The sequence below is a fragment of the Paenibacillus sp. Y412MC10 genome (genome assembly GCF_000024685.1).
GTDB lineage: Bacteria > Bacillota > Bacilli > Paenibacillales > Paenibacillaceae > Paenibacillus_AQ > Paenibacillus_AQ lautus_A.
In genome coordinates this window covers 6,373,406-6,394,864 of the sequence record NC_013406.1, presented here as the reverse complement: position 1 = coordinate 6,394,864, position 21,459 = coordinate 6,373,406, and the positions used below count along the sequence as shown (strand labels likewise).

Annotated in this window: 14 protein-coding genes; 11 read left to right on the top strand and 3 right to left on the bottom strand. The window is 51.9% G+C overall.

The window, feature by feature from the left end; translation table 11 throughout:
- Positions 1-111: 111 nt before the first annotated feature.
- From sigW to glmS, 6 genes are all read left to right on the top strand, one after another.
- Positions 112-681: an RNA polymerase sigma factor SigW gene (gene sigW, locus GYMC10_RS28225; protein WP_009589526.1), complete on the top strand. Its 570-nt coding sequence runs from the start codon at positions 112-114 to the stop codon at positions 679-681.
- A 221-nt stretch (positions 682-902) separates the two neighbouring features.
- Positions 903-1,517 carry a zf-HC2 domain-containing protein gene (locus GYMC10_RS28220; RefSeq protein ID WP_015737609.1) on the top strand — a complete coding sequence of 205 codons (615 nt, stop codon included), beginning with the start codon at positions 903-905 and terminating at the stop codon, positions 1,515-1,517.
- A 313-nt stretch (positions 1,518-1,830) separates the two neighbouring features.
- Positions 1,831-2,664, top strand: coding sequence for a diadenylate cyclase CdaA (cdaA, locus tag GYMC10_RS28215; RefSeq protein WP_015737608.1), 834 nt, complete (start codon positions 1,831-1,833; stop codon positions 2,662-2,664).
- On the top strand, positions 2,657-4,141 hold the full coding sequence (locus GYMC10_RS28210) for a YbbR-like domain-containing protein (RefSeq protein WP_015737607.1): 1,485 nt from the start codon (positions 2,657-2,659) through the stop codon (positions 4,139-4,141). Before cdaA ends, GYMC10_RS28210 begins: the two co-directional genes overlap by 8 nt.
- Positions 4,142-4,173: 32 nt before the next feature.
- On the top strand, positions 4,174-5,514 hold the full coding sequence (glmM, locus tag GYMC10_RS28205) for a phosphoglucosamine mutase (protein ID WP_015737606.1): 1,341 nt from the start codon (positions 4,174-4,176) through the stop codon (positions 5,512-5,514).
- A 735-nt stretch (positions 5,515-6,249) separates the two neighbouring features.
- On the top strand, positions 6,250-8,082 hold the full coding sequence (glmS, locus tag GYMC10_RS28200; RefSeq protein WP_015737605.1) for a glutamine--fructose-6-phosphate transaminase (isomerizing): 1,833 nt from the start codon (positions 6,250-6,252) through the stop codon (positions 8,080-8,082).
- Positions 8,083-8,253: 171 nt separating this feature from the next.
- Here glmS and GYMC10_RS28195 read toward each other — a convergent pair whose 3' ends face one another.
- Genes GYMC10_RS28195 through GYMC10_RS32685 form a run of 3 tightly spaced genes read right to left on the bottom strand, consistent with a single transcriptional unit; the run spans position 8,254 to position 11,266 of the window.
- On the bottom strand, positions 8,254-10,170 hold the full coding sequence (locus GYMC10_RS28195) for a hypothetical protein (protein ID WP_015737604.1): 1,917 nt from the start codon (positions 10,168-10,170) through the stop codon (positions 8,254-8,256).
- A 15-nt stretch (positions 10,171-10,185) separates the two neighbouring features.
- A complete protein-coding gene (locus GYMC10_RS28190) occupies positions 10,186-11,121 on the bottom strand; it encodes a hypothetical protein (RefSeq protein WP_015737603.1) in 936 nt (311 codons plus the stop codon).
- On the bottom strand, positions 11,114-11,266 hold the full coding sequence (locus GYMC10_RS32685) for a hypothetical protein (RefSeq protein ID WP_009589533.1): 153 nt from the start codon (positions 11,264-11,266) through the stop codon (positions 11,114-11,116). The genes GYMC10_RS28190 and GYMC10_RS32685 overlap by 8 nt, the downstream gene beginning before the upstream one ends.
- Positions 11,267-11,578: 312 nt before the next feature.
- Here GYMC10_RS32685 and GYMC10_RS28185 point away from each other — a divergent pair, with 312 nt between their 5' ends.
- The 5 genes from GYMC10_RS28185 (at position 11,579) to GYMC10_RS28160 (ending at position 21,431) form a co-directional block, all read left to right on the top strand.
- Positions 11,579-13,366 (top strand): vWA domain-containing protein, encoded by a 1,788-nt coding sequence (locus GYMC10_RS28185; RefSeq protein WP_015737602.1) that lies wholly within the window; start codon positions 11,579-11,581, stop codon positions 13,364-13,366.
- Positions 13,367-13,691: 325 nt separating this feature from the next.
- Complete coding sequence (locus GYMC10_RS28175; protein WP_015737600.1) at positions 13,692-17,081, top strand: tubulin-like doman-containing protein; 3,390 nt, start codon at positions 13,692-13,694, stop codon at positions 17,079-17,081.
- Positions 17,082-17,084: 3 nt separating this feature from the next.
- Positions 17,085-19,469: a hypothetical protein gene (locus tag GYMC10_RS28170; RefSeq protein WP_015737599.1), complete on the top strand. Its 2,385-nt coding sequence runs from the start codon at positions 17,085-17,087 to the stop codon at positions 19,467-19,469.
- 37 nt (positions 19,470-19,506) lie between these two features.
- Positions 19,507-20,772 (top strand): vWA domain-containing protein, encoded by a 1,266-nt coding sequence (locus tag GYMC10_RS28165; RefSeq protein WP_015737598.1) that lies wholly within the window; start codon positions 19,507-19,509, stop codon positions 20,770-20,772.
- A gap of 17 nt (positions 20,773-20,789) precedes the next feature.
- Entirely contained in the window at positions 20,790-21,431 is a 642-nt protein-coding gene (locus tag GYMC10_RS28160) for a hypothetical protein (protein WP_015737597.1), read from the top strand.
- The last annotated feature ends 28 nt before the right edge of the window (positions 21,432-21,459 follow it).

Sequence of the window (21,459 nt, the reverse complement as noted above, 5' to 3'; positions counted from 1 at the left end):
GATACACGAATGGGATTCTTTTTGAATTATTGTTGATTTTTAGAAACAGTTGAATTACGATTTGAATGATGCGTTTTTAGACGTTACCCATCAGACCATTCTGGGGGAATTATGGTGGACAATTTGGATGTAAGACTGGCAAAACTGGCCCGAAAAGGGGACCAAAGGGCATTTGCCGAAATCGTAGAGCTTTATAAAGACAAGATTTTTCATTTGGCTTACCGGATGCTGAGCAACCGCCATGAGGCCGAGGATGTCGTACAAGAGACTTTTTTGCGTGTTTACAAGAACCTTGACCGATATGACGAGAACCAGAAGTTCTCAACTTGGATATACCGAATTGGCACGAATCTTAGCATTGATCGGCTGCGCAAGCGCAAGCCTTCTTTCTCGTTGGACGCCGACCTGAACGAAAGCGAAGGTATGGACGGCTACTCCCTGATCCCAAGCGATAACCGTACGCCTGAGAGCGAGATGCTGCTATCGGAAACGCAGCGCATTATCCATCAGGCCATTGACGGACTTCCTGCTAAGTACAAGACCATTATGATTTTAAGGTACATCCAGGATTTATCCCTGCAAGAGATCAGCGAGATTTTGGACCTGCCTGTAACAACGATCAAAACGCGCGTACATCGCGGACGCGAATTTTTGCGGAAAAAATTAGAGTACAAATTGTGAGGAAAAAACGCCTATCGCCGTTCTTTGAGGAAGAGAGACCGCGTTTAAGGGCGCTTTTTTTCTTGCGGAAATCAGAGAGTCAGTGCCCGTAATTTTTTTCTGATTTTCTTTTAAAAAAGTTGAAACATCCCCGATTCCGGCACGTATGAACAATAAGCAAGTCTTATGCCCCTAGGGGGATAGACCCAGCAAAGAGATTGAATGAAAGGATTGGCTCACAAATGGATTGCAAATTAGCCGTCTCTTTGATGCATGATTATCTGGATAATGACTTGTCCGACCCGCAGCAGCTAGAATTGCAGAAGCATTTGCTGGATTGTGCTGACTGTCGGAATTACTTCGAGAAGCTGGAGCATACCGATATGCTTCTTTTTTCCTTAACTCATCATGCGACCAAGCCATCCGATGATTTAACGGAACGTATAATGGGCATGCTGCCGCAGCCCAAGAAACAAAAAGCTTGGGTCAAATGGGTTAAGAATCATCCTGCGATCACGGCTGCAGCTTTGTTTTTGGTCGTCATGCTCTTTAGCACGATCAGTTTCTGGAGTCAGGACACTCAGCTGGTTGTAAAGAGCGATGAATTCGAAAAGCTGGTGATTGAAGGGGATACGGTCATTATTCCACCGGATCAGATCATCACGGGAGATATTACGGTCGAGAACGGAAAGACTAAGGTTTACGGTCAGGTTAATGGCAATGTGACCGTTATCGACGGAGAATTATTTCAGGCTTCCACCGCGCATATAGCGGGTCAAGTGAAGGATATAGATAGAGCCATGGATTGGATATGGTATAAGATCTCCACTCTGTTTACAGATGCCGCTTACCGCTAGGTGAAAACCGCAATTACGAAGCAAAGGCGCCTCTTTTCAGTGAAAAGACGGCGCTTCTTTTGTTGATTTTATGCGGATTTGCATGGAAAGCGGAGGGAGTCCGCTTGCATCGGAAAGATTAACGTTATAACCTAGAGAGTGTAGAGTACATACTACATATATAGTCTCATGCGTTATTAAAGAGGATGTTCAAGAATCTCCGCGTGATTAGAAGGATGATGGAAAGCAGGCTCGGTTTCAAACCAGGGCGTTCATCTTCGAAGGAACCGGATTTTTTGGGCCCGCACTTAAAGGAAATGACGGGGGTTGCTGTATGGTGGAGTATTTCACAGATATGACCTGGGGTGAATCCATTAAAGATATCATCGATATCCTTATCGTTACTTATATAATATACCAGATGATTCTGCTCGTCCGCGGCACGCGGGCGGTCCAGCTGCTCAAAGGAATTTTGGTGCTGGTGGTCATCTGGGCGCTGAGCACCTGGTTTGATCTGTATACGCTCAAGTGGCTGATGAACCAGATCTTTACCTTTGGGGTGCTGGCGATCTTTATTATCTTCCAGCCTGAGCTCAGACGCGGTCTGGAGCAGCTCGGCCGAGGCAAGCTGTTCGGGCGGACCGCGGATATTGACGAGGAAACGAATAAGTTAATCAGCGAAACCATTAAGGCGGTTAATTATTTGTCGCGGCGCAAAATCGGGGCGCTGATCGTGTTTGAGCGAACGACAGGCCTAAATGAATACGTAGAATCGGGAATTCCGATGGGATCGGTGATCAGCTCGGAATTGTTCATCAACATTTTTATACCGAATACGCCTCTCCATGACGGAGCCGTCATTATTCAGAACGGCCAAATCGCGGCCGCTGGCTGTTATTTACCGCTATCGGAGAATCCTTTCATCAGTAAGGAACTGGGGACGCGGCACCGTGCCGCTATCGGAATCAGTGAAGTGGGGGATGCGATTTCGGTTGTCGTATCCGAGGAGACTGGGCAAGTATCGCTGGCCTTAAATGGACAAGTGGTTCGGGATATTAAGGAAGAGTCTCTGATATCGAAATTGTATGAGGAGCTCAGACCTGCCGCGTCCATCAAGGAGAAACGCACGTTCTTCTGGAAACGGAAGGGGGACGGCAGCAATGGATAAATGGATCAAGAACAACACGGCAAGCAAGCTCATTGCACTCGCTGTCAGCATTCTGTTATGGGCAATGGTTCATATGGACAGCGGCACGCCCGCACCGCCCACGACCTTTTATGATACCAAGATCATTGAAGGCGTTAAGATTCAAACCTATGGATTTGATGACGGCGAATATGTGCTAACCGGCATTGATCAAGATCGCGTGAATCTCGAGGTGCGGGGGAAGAAATCCAATATTTCGCTTTTGACCGACGAATATAAAGTAAAACTCGATCTGAGCAACGTCAAAGAACCGGGTACGCACACACTTCCCCTGACCTACTCCATCCCAAGCGGCGTGGAGATGGTATCGATGGAACCATCCGTTGTTACGGTGACCGTAGAGCCGAGAGTGTCGAAATCCGTGACGGTAAGTATTGGCACGAAGGGCGAGCCTGCTAAAGATTACCGGGCCGGAACGCCCGTGCTGATTGACCCAAGGCAAGTCACGGTTACCCTGCCGGAATCGTCGATGGCAAATTTAGGGCAGGTCAAAGGTAACGTGGAGCTTGATGGAGCCAAAGAGAAGATTACGGAGAAACGAGTCAAGCTAACAGCATATGATAAAGAAGGCGCCGAAATGGAGGATGCGGTCATTGAGCCTGCTACGGTAGCGGCTGAAGTACCGATTGAGCCTGCATTTGTCACCTTGCCGCTGGAGCTTCAATATACCGGAAGGCTGCCGGAAGGGTTTGTCTTATCCAAGGTAGAACAGAAGGTCAAAGAAGTGAAGCTGTTCGGCAGCAAAGAGGTACTGGCAGGAGCTGAGACCTATATCGAAGCCGCCATCAATCTGGGAGAAGTTAGAAATTCGGGAACAACAGTGCTTACGGCCGACTTGACGCCGCCTGAAGGTTTTGAGAAAATCGAGCCGAGCTCTGTAACGGTTGAAGTTACGGCTGTATCGCATGGAGAACGGGAGATTACCGGCATTCCGATCACGTTAAAAGGTGTCGCCTCCGGCCTGGATGCCGTCATTACGGATCCAAAGACGAAGACGATCTCCCTGACGCTCACCGGTGCGCCTGACTTGCTTAATAGTCTGGAGCCAACGGATATTGGAGTTGAAGCGAACGCGACCGGCTTGAAAGCCGGCGTTCATGAAATTCCGCTGCAGATTACGCTGCCTAATTTCATCAACCGCACGGACCAGGATCGCCCTGTGATAAAGATAGAGCTCAAGGATAATTCGAAACCCGTGACAACGAACCCGGGTACTTCGAACAACGAGGGAACCGACAAAGACAAGCCTGATGTACCGGGGACGGGAACGGGCACTGGAACCGGAACAGGGACGGGCAATGATCAAGGGGAGGATCCAGAGACGCCTCCCGCGAATGAGGGCACGGATAACTCCGGGTCAGGAGAAAACCCATCACATCCGCCGGGAGACGGATCAAGCGATGGAACAACGGGCACAGAAACATCCAATGATGGATAATATCGAAGAGTAGATAAAGGAGTATATAAAACATGGGGAAATATTTTGGTACAGATGGAGTAAGAGGGGTTGCGAATCAAGAATTGACGGCGGAAATGGCTTACAGCATCGGCCGCTGCGGCGGCTATGTGCTTACGGGCGATAAAGAGAAGCCAACCGTTATCATCGGGATGGATACCCGGGTATCCGGCGCTATGCTGGAGTCGGCTCTGGTTGCAGGCCTGCTGTCCATTGGCGCACACGTCATTCGCCTTGGCGTCGTAAGTACGCCGGCGGTGGCTTATATTACAAGACTTTTGAAGGCTGATGCGGGCGTTATGATCTCGGCTTCGCATAACCCGGTGCAGGATAACGGCATCAAGTTCTTCGGTGGCGACGGCTTCAAGCTGTCGGATGAAACCGAGCTCAAGATTGAAGAGCTGATGGATGCGGAAACCGACAATCTGCCGCGACCGATCGGGGCTGATTTAGGTGAATTGCTGGTAGATAACGAATCTAAGTATAAATACCTGGAATATTTGAAAACGACGATCAGCAACCGGTTCGACGGCCTGAAAATCGTGCTGGACTGTGCAAACGGGGCTGCGTATGAGCTCGCTCCGAAACTGTTCCGTGAATTGGGTGCGGATGTGATCACCATCGGCGCTGAGCCGAATGGCCTGAATATCAATGATCACTGCGGATCGACTCACCCGGAGAAACTCGTTGAGGCCGTACTCCAGCATGGCGCTGACCTCGGACTGGCCTTTGACGGAGATGCGGATCGCCTGATTGCCATCGATGCTAAAGGCGAGGAAGTGGACGGCGATTTCATCCTGTGCATTTGCGGGGATGCCATGAACCGTGCCGGCAAGCTGAAGGAAGGTACGATCGTTTCGACCGTGATGAGCAACATCGGTTTCTATAAAGCATGCGACAGCCTGAAGCTGAAGACGGCAAAAACGGCAGTCGGCGACCGCTACGTCATGGAAGAAATGCGCCGCGGCGGATACAACCTGGGCGGCGAGCAGTCGGGACATGTCATTTTCCTGGACCACAACACCACAGGAGACGGCATTCTGACCGGGATTCAATTGGTGGATACGCTGGTAGCCTCCGGCAAGCCACTGCATGAGCTGAAGAGCAGCATGCGTAAGTATCCGCAAGTACTCGTTAATGTCCGCGTTGGCGATAAGAGCAAGTACCAAGGCAATACCGTTATCGAGTCTGCGATTGCTGAAGTTGAAGGCATTCTGGGGGATAACGGTCGTGTCCTGGTGCGCCCATCGGGAACGGAATCCCTCATTCGCGTCATGGCGGAAGGCCCGGACAAAGATGAGCTTGACCGTTATGTAACACAGATTGCAGACGTGGTGAAGCGGGAATTGGCGTAAGACTAAGGGTGTATTTTTTAAGGAAAGCAGACTAATTTCTGTCAGGGCCAGTGAACTATGAAGTTTCGGTTCACTGGCCCGCTGTTTTCCAGAATGCCGGTCGAATGAAAGCGCAACACCCCCTGTCCTGCCTGCAAAGAGGTGCTTGTCCGGCATCGCTTGCGAAAATAGGCCATTCGGTGTCATTCATGGGGTTCATCCTAGGTAGGGCTTGGCATTGTCAGGAACCAGCCGAGTTGCCAAAGTGATAGGGCATGAATATAATAAAGGATGTCATTCAAGAATAGAAAGCGAGGATCGTGAGGTTACTTCAAGCTTTATAAGCGCCAGAGCTTGTACCTGCGCGGGGATTGGTTATAGCCATGCTAAGGATAACCAAACGGCAGAACGCAAGTTGACGAGGTAGAGGTGTTCGGATTATTCGGCGGGGACCTCTCGGTTATGCATCAACCGTAAGCGGATAACGGAAAAGGAATGGGCGACCGTTCTTACAACGTATTCGCAGATGCGTATTCATCACTTATATACAAAACATGAATGTGCGATCTAGAACAGGGCAGCGCGGTGGAAGAAGAGTGCATTCATGTCTGTTCAACTAAACAGCCTAACGAACTGCTGAGTTTCTTGAACGTTGATAATTGAATAGATCATTCTTCTTTCCTGATGCCGCACAGATGCTGCCGTGTTCTATTTCCGCCTAACTATTATAGGGAAATCGAACGGAGGAATCATACAATGTGTGGTATTGTCGGATATATTGGAAATCAGAAAACGCAAGCGGTGTTGATCGAGGGATTGAGAAAGCTTGAGTATCGTGGATACGATTCAGCAGGGATTGCCGTCTTTACGAATGAAGGCCTGCGCGTTGCGAAGGCACAAGGACGTCTTGCCAATCTGGAGGAGCGACTGGAGTCTGCACCCCTGGTAGGGACCGCAGGTATCGGTCATACCCGCTGGGCAACCCATGGCCGTCCATCGGACGTGAATTCGCATCCGCATACGGACGAAAGCCAGAAGTTCTCCGTTGTTCATAACGGGATCGTTGAGAACTATCTGGAGCTGAAGGAAGAGCTGATCAGTCAAGGACACCAGTTTGCTTCCGAGACCGATACGGAAGTTATTTCCCATCTCATTGCGCGAGAATATGACGGAGATATCGTTAAGGCCGTGCAGAAGGCGATCTCTTACATGAGAGGCGCATTTGCCCTTGGCGTATTGACCGAGTATGAGCCGGATCGATTAATGGCTGTGCGTCAAGCAAGCCCGCTTATTATCGGTCTTGGCGAAGGAGAGAACTTCATCGGTTCTGATATTCCGGCTATTTTGAAATATACGCGTAACGTTTATATTCTCAACGATGGAGAGATGGCCCTGCTGACGGCAGATGCTGTCGAATTAATGACCATTGAGGGGAACTTTATTTCTCGGGAAATGATTCGTGTCGACTGGGATGCCGTTACAGCGGAAAAAGGCGGATTCGATCATTTCATGCTGAAGGAGATCCACGAGCAGCCAAAAGCATACCGGGATACGATGCTGGGCCGTGTGGATGAGAGCGGACGTAAAGTCGTTCTGCCTGAGCTGAAGCTGACACAGGAACAGATCAAGAACATTCGCAATGTTCAGATCGTCGCCTGCGGTACGGCTTACCATGCAGGGCTGGTGGGACGCAGCGTGATCGAAGAGATGGTACGCATTCCGGTCGAAAATGACGTGGCGTCCGAGTACCGTTACCGCTCGCCGATCGTTACGCCGGAAACCCTTGTCATCGTTGTGAGCCAATCCGGCGAGACGGCAGATACCTTGGCTGCGCTTCGTGAAGCGCAAAGCCATGGCGCTCATGTTCTGGCCATCACGAACGTGGTAGGCAGCTCGATTGCCCGTGAAGCCAACGATGTGCTTGGCACCCTGGCTGGTCCGGAGATTGCGGTAGCCTCCACGAAGGCTTACACCTCGCAGTTGATTGCGTTCTATCTGTTTGGTCTGTACCTGGCTCAAGTGCGCGGTACGATGACAGAAGACGCCGTTGCTGAAGTGATTGCAGCGATGGAAGCACTGCCTGAACAGGTAGAGTCCATGCTGACCAACGCGGAATCGATCAAGGGATATGCCGAGCAGATTGCTGAGCATGAGAACCTGTTCTTCATCGGCCGCGGCCAAGACTACGCCGTAGCTCAGGAAGGCTCCCTCAAGCTGAAGGAGATCTCTTACATTCACTCCGAGGCTTATGCTGCCGGCGAACTGAAGCATGGTACGCTTGCCCTGATAGAAGAGGGAATTCCGGTCATTGCCTTGGCAACCCAAGAAACCGTTCTTGAAAAAACGGTAAGCAATATCAAGGAAGTGAAGGCCCGCGGCGCGGAAGTGATGGCCATTACGCATGAAGAGCATGTGGCCGGCCTGCTGAAATCCGTGGATCAAGCCTTTGCCATTCCGAAGACCTTGCCGATCTTGACGGCAGCTTTGTCTGTCGTACCGCTGCAGCTGCTTGCCTACTACGCATCGCTTGCCCGTGGCAACGACGTGGATAAGCCGCGCAACCTGGCGAAGAGCGTGACGGTGGAGTAAGGCAGGAGCGGGCAATTAAGATCTCTGCTCTAGTTGTTCTGTTAATGAAATTTAGGATTCATCTCGCTTGAATTTATTAATGAAAAGGCTTCGCCCCTGGTGATTAGGGGCGAAGCCTTTTGTCATGTTTAGAAGGATTCAAGATATTAAAGTGATTAAAGATTCAATAACTTACTCGATCGATTCCACCTGAATGACCGGCACCTTCGTGATCTGACCGGATGCGGCGCTTTCGCTGCTTCCGCTATGGTCTTGTTGAACATCATCCGGATTGATCTCCTCGGAAGTGACGGGATCGCTTGGATTCTCAGTTTCATCCAGGTGATCTCCGTCAACTTGTCCGGTCTCCGGCTCGGCAGGGTCCGGAGACGCAGGTGGTTGGCTGCTTACCGGGATCTCCCGCTTCTGATACTCGCCATTGAACGTTCCGATTAGCGTCGGGCTCCCCGCAGGGAAATCCAAGTCTCCCCTTAAGACGATATAGTATCCATTACGTTCTGCCATGACTTCGCCATAGCCGCCTTGCGGGATATGGACAGAGAAGCGTACTTTCTCATTCGGATAACCCTCGATATTAGCGATATTGATGTCGGTATATTGAACCTGATACCCAGTGAATCCGTATTGGTCTCCTTGACGCTCAAAGATGGCGATCTCGTCCGGACTGACTCCTTCCAGATTCGTGACCAGCAAAGATTTGTCCGGCAGCACCTGGTAGCCTTCGGCCGTAAATTGGAACAGCGGCGTCAGATTAGAATCTCTGGCTTCATATGCTGAATAGAATACCAAGTCGGTCCCCGCAGAGCCCTCCACAAGGATGACCGGATTCTTCTCGGTGCTAAGCGATTCCTCGACTGAAACCTCATGGATCGCGACATCGGACGGGTAATCGTGGTTTTGGAATAATTGCACCGTTTCATCGGCATTCAAGACCGCTAAGTAGATGATGCTCCCCTCGACGACCCCAATGGCATATGCCAATCCTCCGAAACGATTGCCGCCTCCGCTGACGTAGCTGAAGCTGCCTTTCAGACCGGCCATGTGGAACAAACGAATCGGATCGTGGATCGTCCAGGCCAATTCGGCAGCTTGCCGTTTACCGCTCATATCCTGGTACCCCGACAAGGCCACATAGAGTGCGACCGCTTCCTCGTAGTTCTGGCTTTGTACCATCCCATCGGCCGCTGCGACCCAGCGGTTGATCTCATTCTGAATATACGCCATGATCTCCGCGTTCTTCCGCTCGTTCCGTTCCAGGTACTTTCTGTAGCCTGAGGCGTGAGCTGCAAAAACGGCCGGTTGTTCCCGCTGCACATCCCTTTGCAGCATGGCATACACAAGTTCATCGGTCTTGCCGTTCAACCAGGCAGCCGATATCGACCGGCTGGCATACTCGGAACCCATGGATTGCGACCAATTCAACAGGTCGGCATACTGCCCGGCCCCTGCCAGGCGGGTCAAAACCATCTCGTCGTATCGCTGGAACAGGCGGAGCAGCTTCTCATCCTTCTGTTTCTCGTTGCCGTAGAAGGAATCCGGAATGCGAAGTAGATTCCATTTAAAGCTGTTATCCTCGTACTGCTGCTCTTCAAGCAGCTCGTCGGCCCTGCGCGTAAACAAATCGATGAATTGCAGGAATGTCCGTTTCACATCATCGGGTATGCCATAGAACGCCGCAATTTCGTCGTAATACGAGGCGAGGGAGCCCTGTTGTTCCGAGAACTTCTTCTCCGCCTCAAGCAATTCGGCATATACGTTCATGAAGCCGGAGAAATCTCCGGCCTCCCCGACCTGGCTTAATCGATGATCAAGAGAGGAGAGACTTTCCCTCATGGACGTAATGGGCGCAAGCTCTTGCAGCCTTGAAGCAAGCAGATCTTCTTTATATAGAAGGGAACGGTTATTCCGGGCCTTCTGATACCACTCTTCTGCCTGAACGAGCTTTTTCTGGGCATACAACGACTCGGCTTGCGTCATCGCCTCGATTTTTTGATAGATGTGAATTCCCTTATACCCGATCAGCAGCAGAAGGACGATACATAAAAAAAGATACAAATTTCGCAGGGTTAGCGTGTTTTTCATCGTCATAACGGTATAGCCCCTCTAATCCCATTTTTGAAAGTCAGGGTCCGAGCGGTAGTGTTCATTATAAATCGCCGATACCCGATCCCGCAGGCCGTTCCACGACAAGCCGGGATTGCGGCGCACGATCTGATACAGGCGGAGGAAGCGATACCTTGGCAATCCATCCGCATAGCGGCTAATGAAATCAGGAAACGTATCGATATATTTTTTCTTCCGTACCGCTGCTCCGACAGCGTCGATCATAATCTGCCTGCCATGCTCCATCCGTAAAATGTCAGCTTCATGATCGAGCAGGTAAGAAATGGCTTTGCTGTTGATCAGCTCGCGTTTAATTTTGGCGATTTCTCCGATATAGGCGGCCAGGTCCGGATCAAACTCGTCCAGAAGCAAGGGCTCGAGTTCAAGATCCATATCCTTGCGGAGGCTGAAGCTTTGCAGAAGGACGATCTGCTGCAGGCGAATCCGGTCATTCCGGACCAACGAAGCAATTTCCCTGACGATCTCAAAGCCTAGCTGAGCATCTTCCTTGATGGCGGCGGCGGCCGTCGCTTTGTTCAGATCGAGGCCTTCCAGAATCTGTTCTCGATGACTTCTTATAAGCTTGTCCAGCGCGTGCAGGGTCTCGGTATGCAGCATTCGCCGCTGGGTCAGCCATAACCATACGAGCAGGGCCAACATGCAGGCAAAGGCGATCGCGATCTGCAAGAAGGTCTGACCGAGAAGCACGGCGGAGAGTCCTATAATGTAGAAAAGAAGCCGATCGCTCTGCATGGACCGTTTGGCCATTTTCTCTGCAAGTTCCATAACGGGGACCAGGGTCTGGCGTTTACAGTGAGCGCAGCTGTCTTCCCAAAGAATCGTGAAATTGTGGCAATGTTTGCAAACCCTTAACTTTTGGTAGACATATCTCGTTTTAGAATAGGGACGAAGTTGTACCGGCTTTTTCTTATCCATGCTGTTCCCTCTTTGAGTTGGCCGCTTCAAGCAAAGTTTGCTGCAGCTGCTCCGGTGTCGGGGCGTTCTTCTTACGCTTGGAATAGGCCGTGATCTTGATGATGACAAAAAGAAACAAAATCCCGAGACATCCGTATGTAATCATATGTCGGTTCCTTTCGGTATCGAAATTTGTTCGAAAATGCGGGTGAGCCTTGTGTCCTAAGTCCGGGTGGCACGACTGATGATGTTGAACTTTGGCAGGTATAATTATATCATATGGACATAGTGCTGGGATATTTTAGTGACTGACATGGTATTTTCTATATAAACACAGTAGGAATATGGATATTCCGATGATTATTTTAAGCTTCCTTTCATGTAATTTTAAGACTTTTTGCCTACAGTTAGACTAGTCTCTGACGAACGAACCGAGACATCCGCCGATGCTCGACTAAATGGATGAAGGAGTAAATCTATGCAACGTAAAAATAAATGGCTGCTCTCTCTGATGGCAGCGGTGCTGCTGATCATGACCTGGAGCGGAGGAGCCTTGCCTAAGGCAGCGGCTGCCTCCCAAGGCTCCAACATCGATGCCGTACTGGTGATGGATGCCAGCAATTCGATGAAAAATAGCGATCCGGAGCGGATTAGCGGCGAAGCGATGAAGATGTTCATCGACATGCTGGCGACAACCGGCGACAAGGTCGGCATCGTTTCCTATACCGACCGGATTCAGCGGGAGAAAGCCTTGCTTGAAATTCAGTCGGAGGCGGACAAAACCGCGCTGAAGGAATTTATCGATCAGCTGGATCGCGGACCGTACACCGATATGTCTGTCGGTCTCGATGAAGCCGTGAAGGTGCTGAAGCAGGGGATGGACCCGGCTCATGCGCCGATGATCGTTGTTTTGGCCGACGGTAACAATGATCTGGACCCCAACACGGGCAGGACGAGCAAGGAAGCGTCAGAGCAGTTGAACCAAGCCGTCAAGGAGGCCAAGGGAAGCGGTATTCCGATTTATACGATCGGACTCAATGCCGACGGGAAGCTGAACAAAGAAACGTTGGCTGAGCTGGCTAAACAAACGGGCGGTAAATCCTTTACGACCAGTTCGGCGGATGACCTTCCGCAAATATTAAGCGAGATTTTTGCCAGCCACCAGCAGCTCAAGATCGTTCCGGTACAGTCGATTACCGGCAACGGAAGCTATCAGGAGGTTACGGTCCGCGTGCCGAATGCCAACGTATTGGAAGCGAACATTTCCATTATGTCCTCCAGCCCCGTGGACGTGAAGCTGGTTGATCCCACCGGTGCTGAGCAGAGCATTCCTTCCGCTAGTGTGCTGCGCTCCACGTCCAATTCCTATTCGCTGCTCAAGCTGCTGAAGCCGCAGCAGGGCGACTGGAAGCTGCAGGTGAAGGGCGTATCGAAGGACAAAATCGACATCAACCTTGTGTTCAACTACGACCTGGAGCTGGCTATGGATCCTCCGCCATCTTCCAAGGTAAAGGCAGGGGATACGATTGACATTAACGCGTACCTTGTCAGCAATGGACAGAAGCTGCAAGACCAAGAACAGTACGGCAATATGACGGCCAAGCTGTTGATCAAGGACCTGGACACCGGGGACGAGTCGGAGGTCGAACTAGAGAACAAAGAAGGCAGCTTTGTAGGGGATTACAAGATTCCGCAGAAGCATGACTACGAGCTGAGGGTACGTGCGGAGGAGCAGAGCTTCTACCGTGAAAGCCCGCCTGTGAAGATTAGCGCGAAGGCGGCAGCCTCCGGCTCCGGCAATGGCGGCAAGGAGATGACCGCGGGCGAGGATGCGAAACCTTTTCCATTATGGCCCGTAATCATTGGCATCGCATCGCTGCTCATTGTTGGAGCGGCAGCTTATTTCATTCTCGGCGCGATCAAGAAAGCGAACAAGGGCTTTGTCGGCCAGATCGTGATTGAGATCAGGGACGAGAACACCGGCGAGAAGACGTCCCCGCAATACAAGAAGCTGACTTCCTTCAGAGGGAAGTTCAATCTGCATCAGCTTCTGCAGCTTGCTCCGGAGCTCAAGGAAACGGAGAAAATCCTGTTCATGCCGGGCAAGAACGACCGCATCATACTTAAGAACCTTTCTTCAGCCGTCATCGAGAAGTCCGGACGGGCTCTGGATGCAACGAACGGGACGGAGCTGAAGAACGGAGACCGGCTGAGAGTTTCCCTTCAGCAGGCGGACAAAACGATATTATTTGAATATTTGGCTTAAAGTGCGAGTTCAAAAAGTCGGATTTTCAGCACCGAGAAGGTTGGATGAAGCTAGGGAGTGAGGAGCGGAGCGTACGTTTTGGGTACGTGAGCACCGGAAGTCCCGGCAGAATTCAAGATTCGATGCCGAGCTGCTTCCTGATTCACTTCGTGTTAGATATAGAATTTATAAGTTATCTTGTTACGCTGATGAAATTCTGTATCGCAAGAAAACCTACCTTTAAATCGCGGTCGCTCGTCCCTGAATTGACCTCGATTGGTTTTCTTATCAAAAGCGGACTTTTTGAACAACCTCTTAATGCCATGACCTATCAGGAGGGGAAGTTATGAAACCGGTAGTTAGAGAACATATACAACAGCTTGACGTTTCACTCGGTGGCGGCATTGTCAGCGAGAAAATACGGGTGGATACCATCGACAATCCGATCCTCATCATCGGACTTGGAGGGACGGGGATCGATGCGCTGCTGCGCCTGAAATATCAGATTAACCGCCGTTTCAAGCTGCCTGAGGATCCGTTGTCCAAGAAAAGAATGGACAAGCCGGATAACGTGGAGTTTCTGGCTTTTGAGACCAACGAACAGGATAAGAATAAGCGCTACAAGGGGATCGGACTGGATCCGATCAATGAATTCGTGCTTCTCTCCAATGCCGAGATCGGAGGCCTTCTCCAGAACCGCAGCATCCTGGAGCCTTACATTACGGATTGGCTGTCGCCCGAGCTGAGCATTACCGACGGCATGAACGGGGCCGCAGGCGTACGCCAGGCGGGCCGCTTGCTCCTGTTCACGAAGATTACCCAAGTGGTGCAGGCGATCGACAAGAAGATCAAAACGCTGTCGGTCGGCACGAACAAAAAGCTGATGGTCTTCCTGCTGACGGGGCTCTCCGGCGGTACGGGCAGCGGCTGCTTCTTGGACATCGCCTATATCGTCCGCGGCATTATCGAACGCGATCACGGCTCTGCCGGCATCGACCGCGTGAACACGCTCGGCTATCTGTTTACGCCGGATATCAATCTGGCGAACAAAAGCTTGAGCGAGCACACGCGCGAGTACATCAAGAAGAACGGTTATGCCGCGCTCAAAGAGCTGGACTACTGGATGAACGTGGATGCCAGAGGCGAACGGTTCAAGCAGCAGTACGGCAACATTCTGAACGTGAATTCTCCGCTGCCTCCATTTAATCTATGTCATCTGATATCCGCTACGAATACGGAAGGCAAGCTGCTGGAGAATGCCTACGATTACTGCATGAACGTTACCGCGGAGAACATCACGAATTTCATGGCCAGCGAGGAAAAACAGTCCGGCGAAGAATTTGCGATCCATGACTATATCAGCAACATCCGCACCAATATTGCGCAGATGAACAAGGCGTATCCTGCCAATTACGACTACAACATCATCGGCGCATCTTCGGCTGTGCTGCCGATCGAAGAGATGACGACGTATCTGGCATACCGCGTCTTCGGCAAAATGCAAACCATGTTCGAGAAAGCGCCGAGCCAGGAGGACGTCGAGAAATTTGCGAGCAAGCTGGGCATCGACCTGGACTCGATGACCAAGAACTTCGAATCCCGCGTACCGGAGCCGCTGCCCGGATACCAGAACAGCGAGCGACTCAGCTACGCGAACGTGGTGAAAAACCAGGTCATTAATATGGACACGGAGCTGGAACAGAATTTTCTGGCCAGAGCCCGCGAGGAATACATCAAAGCGAAGAAGCAGCTGCCGGGCGAGATCGTGGCTCAGTTCAGCGATCAAATCCGCCGGATGTTCCTGCATCCGCAGCAAGGACCGTTTTACGTATCGCGGTTGATCTATACGGAGAAGGGCTTTAGCCTGCTGAAGATGCTGCTGTCCTACATCGAAGCGCTGCGGGAGAATCTGACCCGCATACCGCGGGACATCGAGTCGGCCAGAGAACAGGCGATCGATCGTCTGGGCGATGCAAAGAGTGCTTTTGTCTCGAAGGACAAGAAGAAAAACATCTATATCGAAGCCAAAATCAACGAATATTGGCTGGAAGCCGATGTGGAACGCACCGAGCAGATGATTGAATTTTACGAGGATTTATACGATCTGCTGAACCAGGAGAATAACCGGATTTATAGCGTATATACGGAGATTCTGAATGCGCTGAATTCGATTTTCGCCAAGAACGGCGACATTCTCGTGAACGGGGAAGAACAGCAGGATCATAAAGGGAACAAGACGTATTACTGGAACCTGGTGAGCGTGCCCGACATTTCCGACGTCATCAACAAAATCATGGATCAGAAGGATGTGGACGATCTTATCCGCGATTTCGCCCAGGAGCTGCTGAGTCATGCCAATCGTTGGACCCGGGAGCAGGAGATCGATGTCGTCCGTTCCATTTCGGAGTTTCTTACCGATAAATTCGGCGATCTGATCACCCGTTCGATGGAGGATTTCCTGGTCATGAAATTCGGTCAGGAGGATTCCATCGAAAAATTCGTTGAGCGCAGTATCGCCAGCAAGCTGGATGACGAAGCCGTGCCGGTCTTCCATCTGAGCAACAGCGCAGGCAATCTGTACTTCCCTTCCTGGGGCTTCGTGTCCGTGCCGGTACAGGCACCGAGCATTCTGAAGGGGATTCGCAATTATCAGAACAATTCGGTCGGTAAATCCCATTTCACGGTGAAGGAAAGCGAAGTGAAGAACCGGATCTTCTGGCTGAATACGAAGAACGGCGTGCCGCTGTTCGTCTACACGCCGCTGAAGGTTTATGAGGAGAGCTACGAACGCACGATCATGGACAAGGAAGGCGTTGGACGCCATTTGGTGCAGACCGACGGCAACAATTGGACGTACCTGCCGTCGCCGATTCCCGAAAAATCCTGGGGGGATACCTACGTCAACCCGCGGGTTCAGGAGTACAATGCCCGGGTTCGGTCCGAATTCAGCCAAGCGCTTGAGTATAAGGTCGTCATCCAGAAGGACGTTGACCAGAATACGAGCAGCCGTTATGCGGTCGTGTTTACGAAGCCGTTTGACCTGAATGAGCTGCTTCGCGCTTATGATCTGCAGCTCGATAGTCCCAAGCCTAACCTTGGCGAGGTCAAGCGGGCATGGACCGAGCTGAAGCGATTGATGAACGAGGGGCTGGAGCGGGTAGGCTCCAAGGATATTTTCAACAGCATCCACGAGGAAATGGCCAAGGAGAATTTGATCCGTTCGCCGGAAATGATCCGCATCGTGCGGGAAGAGCTGAAGAAATATGCTGCCATCGCGGCCAAAATCACGGAATTCGAGCTCTTGATCAGCGACAATCAGAATGAAGAGAAATGGCTTGATCAATTCATCGAGGCGTTGTACACCGGGACGATCACCAAGAAGGGTGCGCTCTTCGTTTATGATCGCGATCCGGAGGAAGATTCCTGGGAGCCGTTTGCCAACCTGCTGAAAAGCGTGAACGACGTGGAGTATGAAGTCTACAAGCACTTCCGTCAGCTGGACGAGAAAAGCCGCAGCACGCTGCTTCGCAAATCCTCCCGCCGCGATCAGGAGCTGACCGCTTCCGAGGATATTACGCCGCTGCTCACGAAGCTGGAAGAATTGGCCGAACGGTTCCTGGAAACGCGCGACCGGCTGGAATACGAGAAGGTGGAGCTTGCGGACGGCGAAGAGCGATACCAGTTCTACAGACAGGTATCTTCGAAATTAAATGACATCCGAAGAAGGTTGAAATAGACGATGAGGGAGATTCTTCGCCAGTATGCTGCCGGCTATGCCAAGTCGGAAGAGCAGCTTACCTTGATGGAGGATGATCAGAGCAGCATCCACTATCCGGAGGTATACTTGTTCATTGGCGATAAGACAGCGTCCGCCATCGAACCGATCATGGAAATTCAGGATCGCAAATGGGATAACAGCGCCAGCGTCGTTTATTTTCATGTAGGCACGGACCGGAGCGAAGGACGAGAGCCCCAAGGCTCCGGACTCTCCGGTCGGCTTCACCGATACCACCTGCAGCTGCCGGTGTCGGACACTCCATCCAAATCGATGCGGAAGGAGCTGTACCGGAGCTTCTATCGGAACCCGCCTCATCTGTCCGGGTTGAATCAAGCGATTCGGAAGTTAAGCCACCATATTTCAGACTTTGGACGCAGCTATGCTTCGTTTGACCGGGTTCATCTGTCTGTCATTACACGGGTCGATGACCCGTTTAATGTATTTATCCCGGAAATTTCATTGCTGGCCGAATCCATATTCCAGCAGTCGTTCAAGTCGGTGCAAATGGATTTGTATGCGCTCATTAATGAAAGGGAGCAGATTGATTCATACGGTTATGCGAGCTCCGTAGGCGTTGCGTTTCTGCGGGAACTGGAGCTGATGCAGAGCAGGGAATACAGCTTCTCCGCGCCGCTGCAGGTAACGGAGGACGGGCTGAAGATTCCGGTCGTCCACCCGGCATCCCCATTGTTTGATCTCGTCTATGTGCTGTCCGACAAGAATGAACGCGGCATTTCGGGTTACGCCGGCATGCAGGATATCTACGATATCATCTGCCACCTGGGCCTGCTCAAGAACCGGAAGCAGAAGGATGAGACCTATGACGGAATCCGAGGCATTTACAACAATACGTCATTCAAAAGCAATATCATGACCGAATCCGGCCGCCAAGGCTTTGTCTCCGCCGGATTTGCCCGGGTGAAGAGGCCCAATGAGCCGATTGCGCTAACGGTCCTTTACCATCTGTGCCGCGGACTGCTGCTTCGCATGAAGAACAGGCCGGAGCCGGAGGTTCATGAATGCCTGGCCTATTTCGGTCTCGACTCGGAGGCCGTAACGGCAAGAGCGGACCGGATGCTGCCGGCCCCCGAGCATCTGGACGGACTGAAAGGCATGATGTCGCATCCCGTCAGTTATGCCGGGCTGAAGCGAATGAATATTCGCGAGGCGGAAGAGGCGCTCTTCGGAGATGGCTGCCGGCAGTTTTTTCGCGACAATTACGAGCTGGCGGCCCGAAAGAGACTGAGCGATATGAGCACCGCAGAAGAACTGCATGATGCGCTGCTCCGCTCTTTGGCGACTCACCCGCAAATCGGTTGTTATCAAATTGCAGCGTGGACGAGCGACAAGGCCGGAGCGGGCATTGTGCTTGAAGCGGTTCGATCCCGGATCCGGGATCTCGGCAGCTTGCTTAAGACCGAGCAGGACGAACTAAACCGCTATTATGAGGAAAGCGTCGAAAGCCAGCCGTTTAAGAAGCTTCCTTTTCGGGATAAACAGAATGTGCACCATTTCATTCGATATTTCGTGGGCGAGGTCTATCGGCGCAAATATGAGCTGCTGCAGCTGGAGACGGAGCTTGAGCTCTACAGGCTGTATGAGACGGAGCTTGAACGTATTCACCGTCAGTACAAACAGCAGGCAGGCATGCTGGATCAGCTGGAGGCGGAGCTGCTGGAGGCGGCCCGTTCCAGCATCCGTGCCGCAGACGATTATATCGGCCAGAACCTGATGGAGTATTACGGCCTCGTGACGGAGGAGCTGATGCTGGAGCTGGAGAGCAAGCGCGGCGAAGGCGTGTTCTTCGAGGAACGGTATGTCGGCAATCTCTCCATTGTTACGCATGAAGGGATCGAACCGATGCTGTCGAACATGATCCGGGTCTGTCTGAGGGATCTATTGACGGCAGAGCCGTTCGTGCAGACCTTCGAGGAAGAACTGCTGCGGCGGGCGAACGTCACCATCGACTACAATAACAAGCAGGTGCTGGCCAAGGAAGACCTGTTTAAGGTGTTATACCGGATGCTGGAGGAAAACTCCGTTACGCTGGTCAGGCTGCTTGATTATACGCAGGAGCATCGATATGAGGAAAAATATTTCTTCGGCGATGCCGACAGCGAATTCGTCCGCTATGCGATCCATGCCGATGAAGCTTTACGGGTGTACAAGCTGGGCATCGTGCACGAGAAGCGCTCCAGCGGGGTCGAGAAGCTGAACCTGATGGGAGGTTTCCATCTGGAGGATCTGATGTATTACCGGAATGGCAGAACCTACTACGAGACCTACACGGCAAATGGTTACGAATTTCATGGCATGGAACCGGCGCAGCTTCCCGAGCTGCGTTAGCGTTCTTAGATTCTGATACAGAGAGTAGGCGTGTATTGTGCAACGAAAATTAAACCCTCTCCTGCTGCTGCTTAGCCTGGTCGGTGGGGGACTCGGATTTGCCATTGGGGAGTTTTTGCTTCGCCAGTGGGGGACAGGGCTTCCTGTCATCGTGGTTACGGGGATTTATTTCGGGATTCTGGCCTTATGCATCGGCTTGGCCTGTTTAATCGCAGAACTGATCTCCCCCCGTTTGAGCGGAAGCTCATGGAGACAGCGGTACACGGGCACATCATGGAAGCTGCTGATTCCATCCACGTTGGTGGCCCTGTTCCTCCTTGGCATGCTGTTTGAATGGGCGTACCAGTTGAACCCGGGCAGCGCCAAGCCCGTGAAGGATATCGTGCTGGTCATTGACAATTCGGGCAGCATGAATGAGACGGACCCGAATCAGGACCGGTACACGGCAGCCAAAAATCTGATCAACCGCATGGATCGGGATAACCGCGTATCCGTGATGGTGTTTGATCATGCAACAACGTTACTGCAGCCGTTCACGCGCGTGAAGAACCAAGAAACCAAGGATGAGATCATCGCGGAAATCGACGGTTTGGCAACGAACGATGGCGGTACGGACATCAGTCTTGCGCTGGAGGATACCATGTCGCATATTCAGGAAAGCCGGGATGCCGGCCGAAGCGCCATGGTCATCATGCTGTCGGACGGATTTAGCGAAACCGACCATGATCGTGTGCTTGCGGAGTACAAACAGCAGCAAATCGCGGTAAATACGATTGGCCTCAGCCTTGTCAACCCGGACGGTGCACAGCTTCTTCAGACGATTGCGGCGGAAACGGGCGGACAATATTACGACGTTCAGCATGCGGAGGATTTGTCTTTCGTTTTCCAGAAAATCTATGACGACGTTGGAGACCGTTCGCTGTTGACGAAACGTACGGGCGCTATGGAAGACAGCGTGTATCATCAGATCGGAAGAATCGCTGCGATGCTGCTCATCGGCGCTGCCATGGGCCTGGCCCTCGGCACGGTGTTTGACAATCGCCATCTTGCGCTGAGCTTCAGCATCGGCGGCGCGGTATCGGGCGTACTGGCAGGCGTGGTTCTGGAATACGGCCTCTCCGGCGAGGAAATCGGGGATGCCTCCGTTCGTCTGATTGCCTGCCTTTTGCTCGCGGGGATCATCGCTTTGTTCACGCTGGTGATTCCGGTTAAGGAGAGCAGCAAGATCATCCGCAACGTGCAGCGGCCGGGCCGAACGGGAAGAGGGCAGCGGCCGAATGATTCAACAAGCCGAGGATTTTAAAGCAGGGGGCGTTCGAGATGCGGTTTAAACATGCGGAGCCCGGAGAATGGGTCATTCAGGGATTAAGCTATCAACTAGACGATGGTTACTGCACGCTCCGCTGGAGCTGGCCGCCGGGTCTTCAAGCGGTATACATCCACCGTGCGATGGACGACGGATTCGGCCAGCCTGCAGGCGATTCGCAGCCAGGCGGGATGCGTTTATACACCCGTGACGAGTATAAGGCTAACAACGGGTACCGCGACCGGCTTGACGGGATCGGTCAGATCACGTACACGGTCTACGCCTTGTCTTCCGAAGACGGAGAGATGGCGTTAATCAGGCAGGAGGATGAATCGAACCGCATTCGGTTCAGTACCGGCAAAGCGAAACTGGTCTACTCCATTCGCGAAAAAAGCCGCTGGCTGCAGCCCTATAAGACGATCGAAATCCAGGTGACGGCAGAGGTGCCGGTACCGAAGGAAGCTTTATGTTACGTGAAGAAGCAGGGCGCTTATCCGGTCAACAAGGAAGACGGCATCTTGTACCCGTTCGTGAGGGATTTTGCTGCCGGACGCAACGATTTGCCTGCGATCGAGGTGGGCAAAAACGATTACGTTCGCCTGTTTTTTACGGACGGCAAGAAATACGGACAACGATATGAGCTGGTGTACAGATAGATAGAGACCGAAGAACACACGGTTAACA

Coding starts and splice junctions, on each gene's coding strand:
- GYMC10_RS28190 (WP_015737603.1), bottom strand. CDS start 11,121: ATGGATAAGAAAAAGCCGGTACAACTTCGTCCCTATTCTAAAACGAGA.
- glmS (WP_015737605.1), top strand. CDS start 6,250: ATGTGTGGTATTGTCGGATATATTGGAAATCAGAAAACGCAAGCGGTG.
- GYMC10_RS28175 (WP_015737600.1), top strand. CDS start 13,692: ATGAAACCGGTAGTTAGAGAACATATACAACAGCTTGACGTTTCACTC.
- cdaA (WP_015737608.1), top strand. CDS start 1,831: ATGGTGGAGTATTTCACAGATATGACCTGGGGTGAATCCATTAAAGAT.
- GYMC10_RS28185 (WP_015737602.1), top strand. CDS start 11,579: ATGCAACGTAAAAATAAATGGCTGCTCTCTCTGATGGCAGCGGTGCTG.
- GYMC10_RS28160 (WP_015737597.1), top strand. CDS start 20,790: ATGCGGTTTAAACATGCGGAGCCCGGAGAATGGGTCATTCAGGGATTA.
- GYMC10_RS28195 (WP_015737604.1), bottom strand. CDS start 10,170: ATGACGATGAAAAACACGCTAACCCTGCGAAATTTGTATCTTTTTTTA.
- sigW (WP_009589526.1), top strand. CDS start 112: ATGGTGGACAATTTGGATGTAAGACTGGCAAAACTGGCCCGAAAAGGG.
- glmM (WP_015737606.1), top strand. CDS start 4,174: ATGGGGAAATATTTTGGTACAGATGGAGTAAGAGGGGTTGCGAATCAA.
- GYMC10_RS32685 (WP_009589533.1), bottom strand. CDS start 11,266: ATGATTACATACGGATGTCTCGGGATTTTGTTTCTTTTTGTCATCATC.
- GYMC10_RS28170 (WP_015737599.1), top strand. CDS start 17,085: ATGAGGGAGATTCTTCGCCAGTATGCTGCCGGCTATGCCAAGTCGGAA.
- GYMC10_RS28210 (WP_015737607.1), top strand. CDS start 2,657: ATGGATAAATGGATCAAGAACAACACGGCAAGCAAGCTCATTGCACTC.
- GYMC10_RS28220 (WP_015737609.1), top strand. CDS start 903: ATGGATTGCAAATTAGCCGTCTCTTTGATGCATGATTATCTGGATAAT.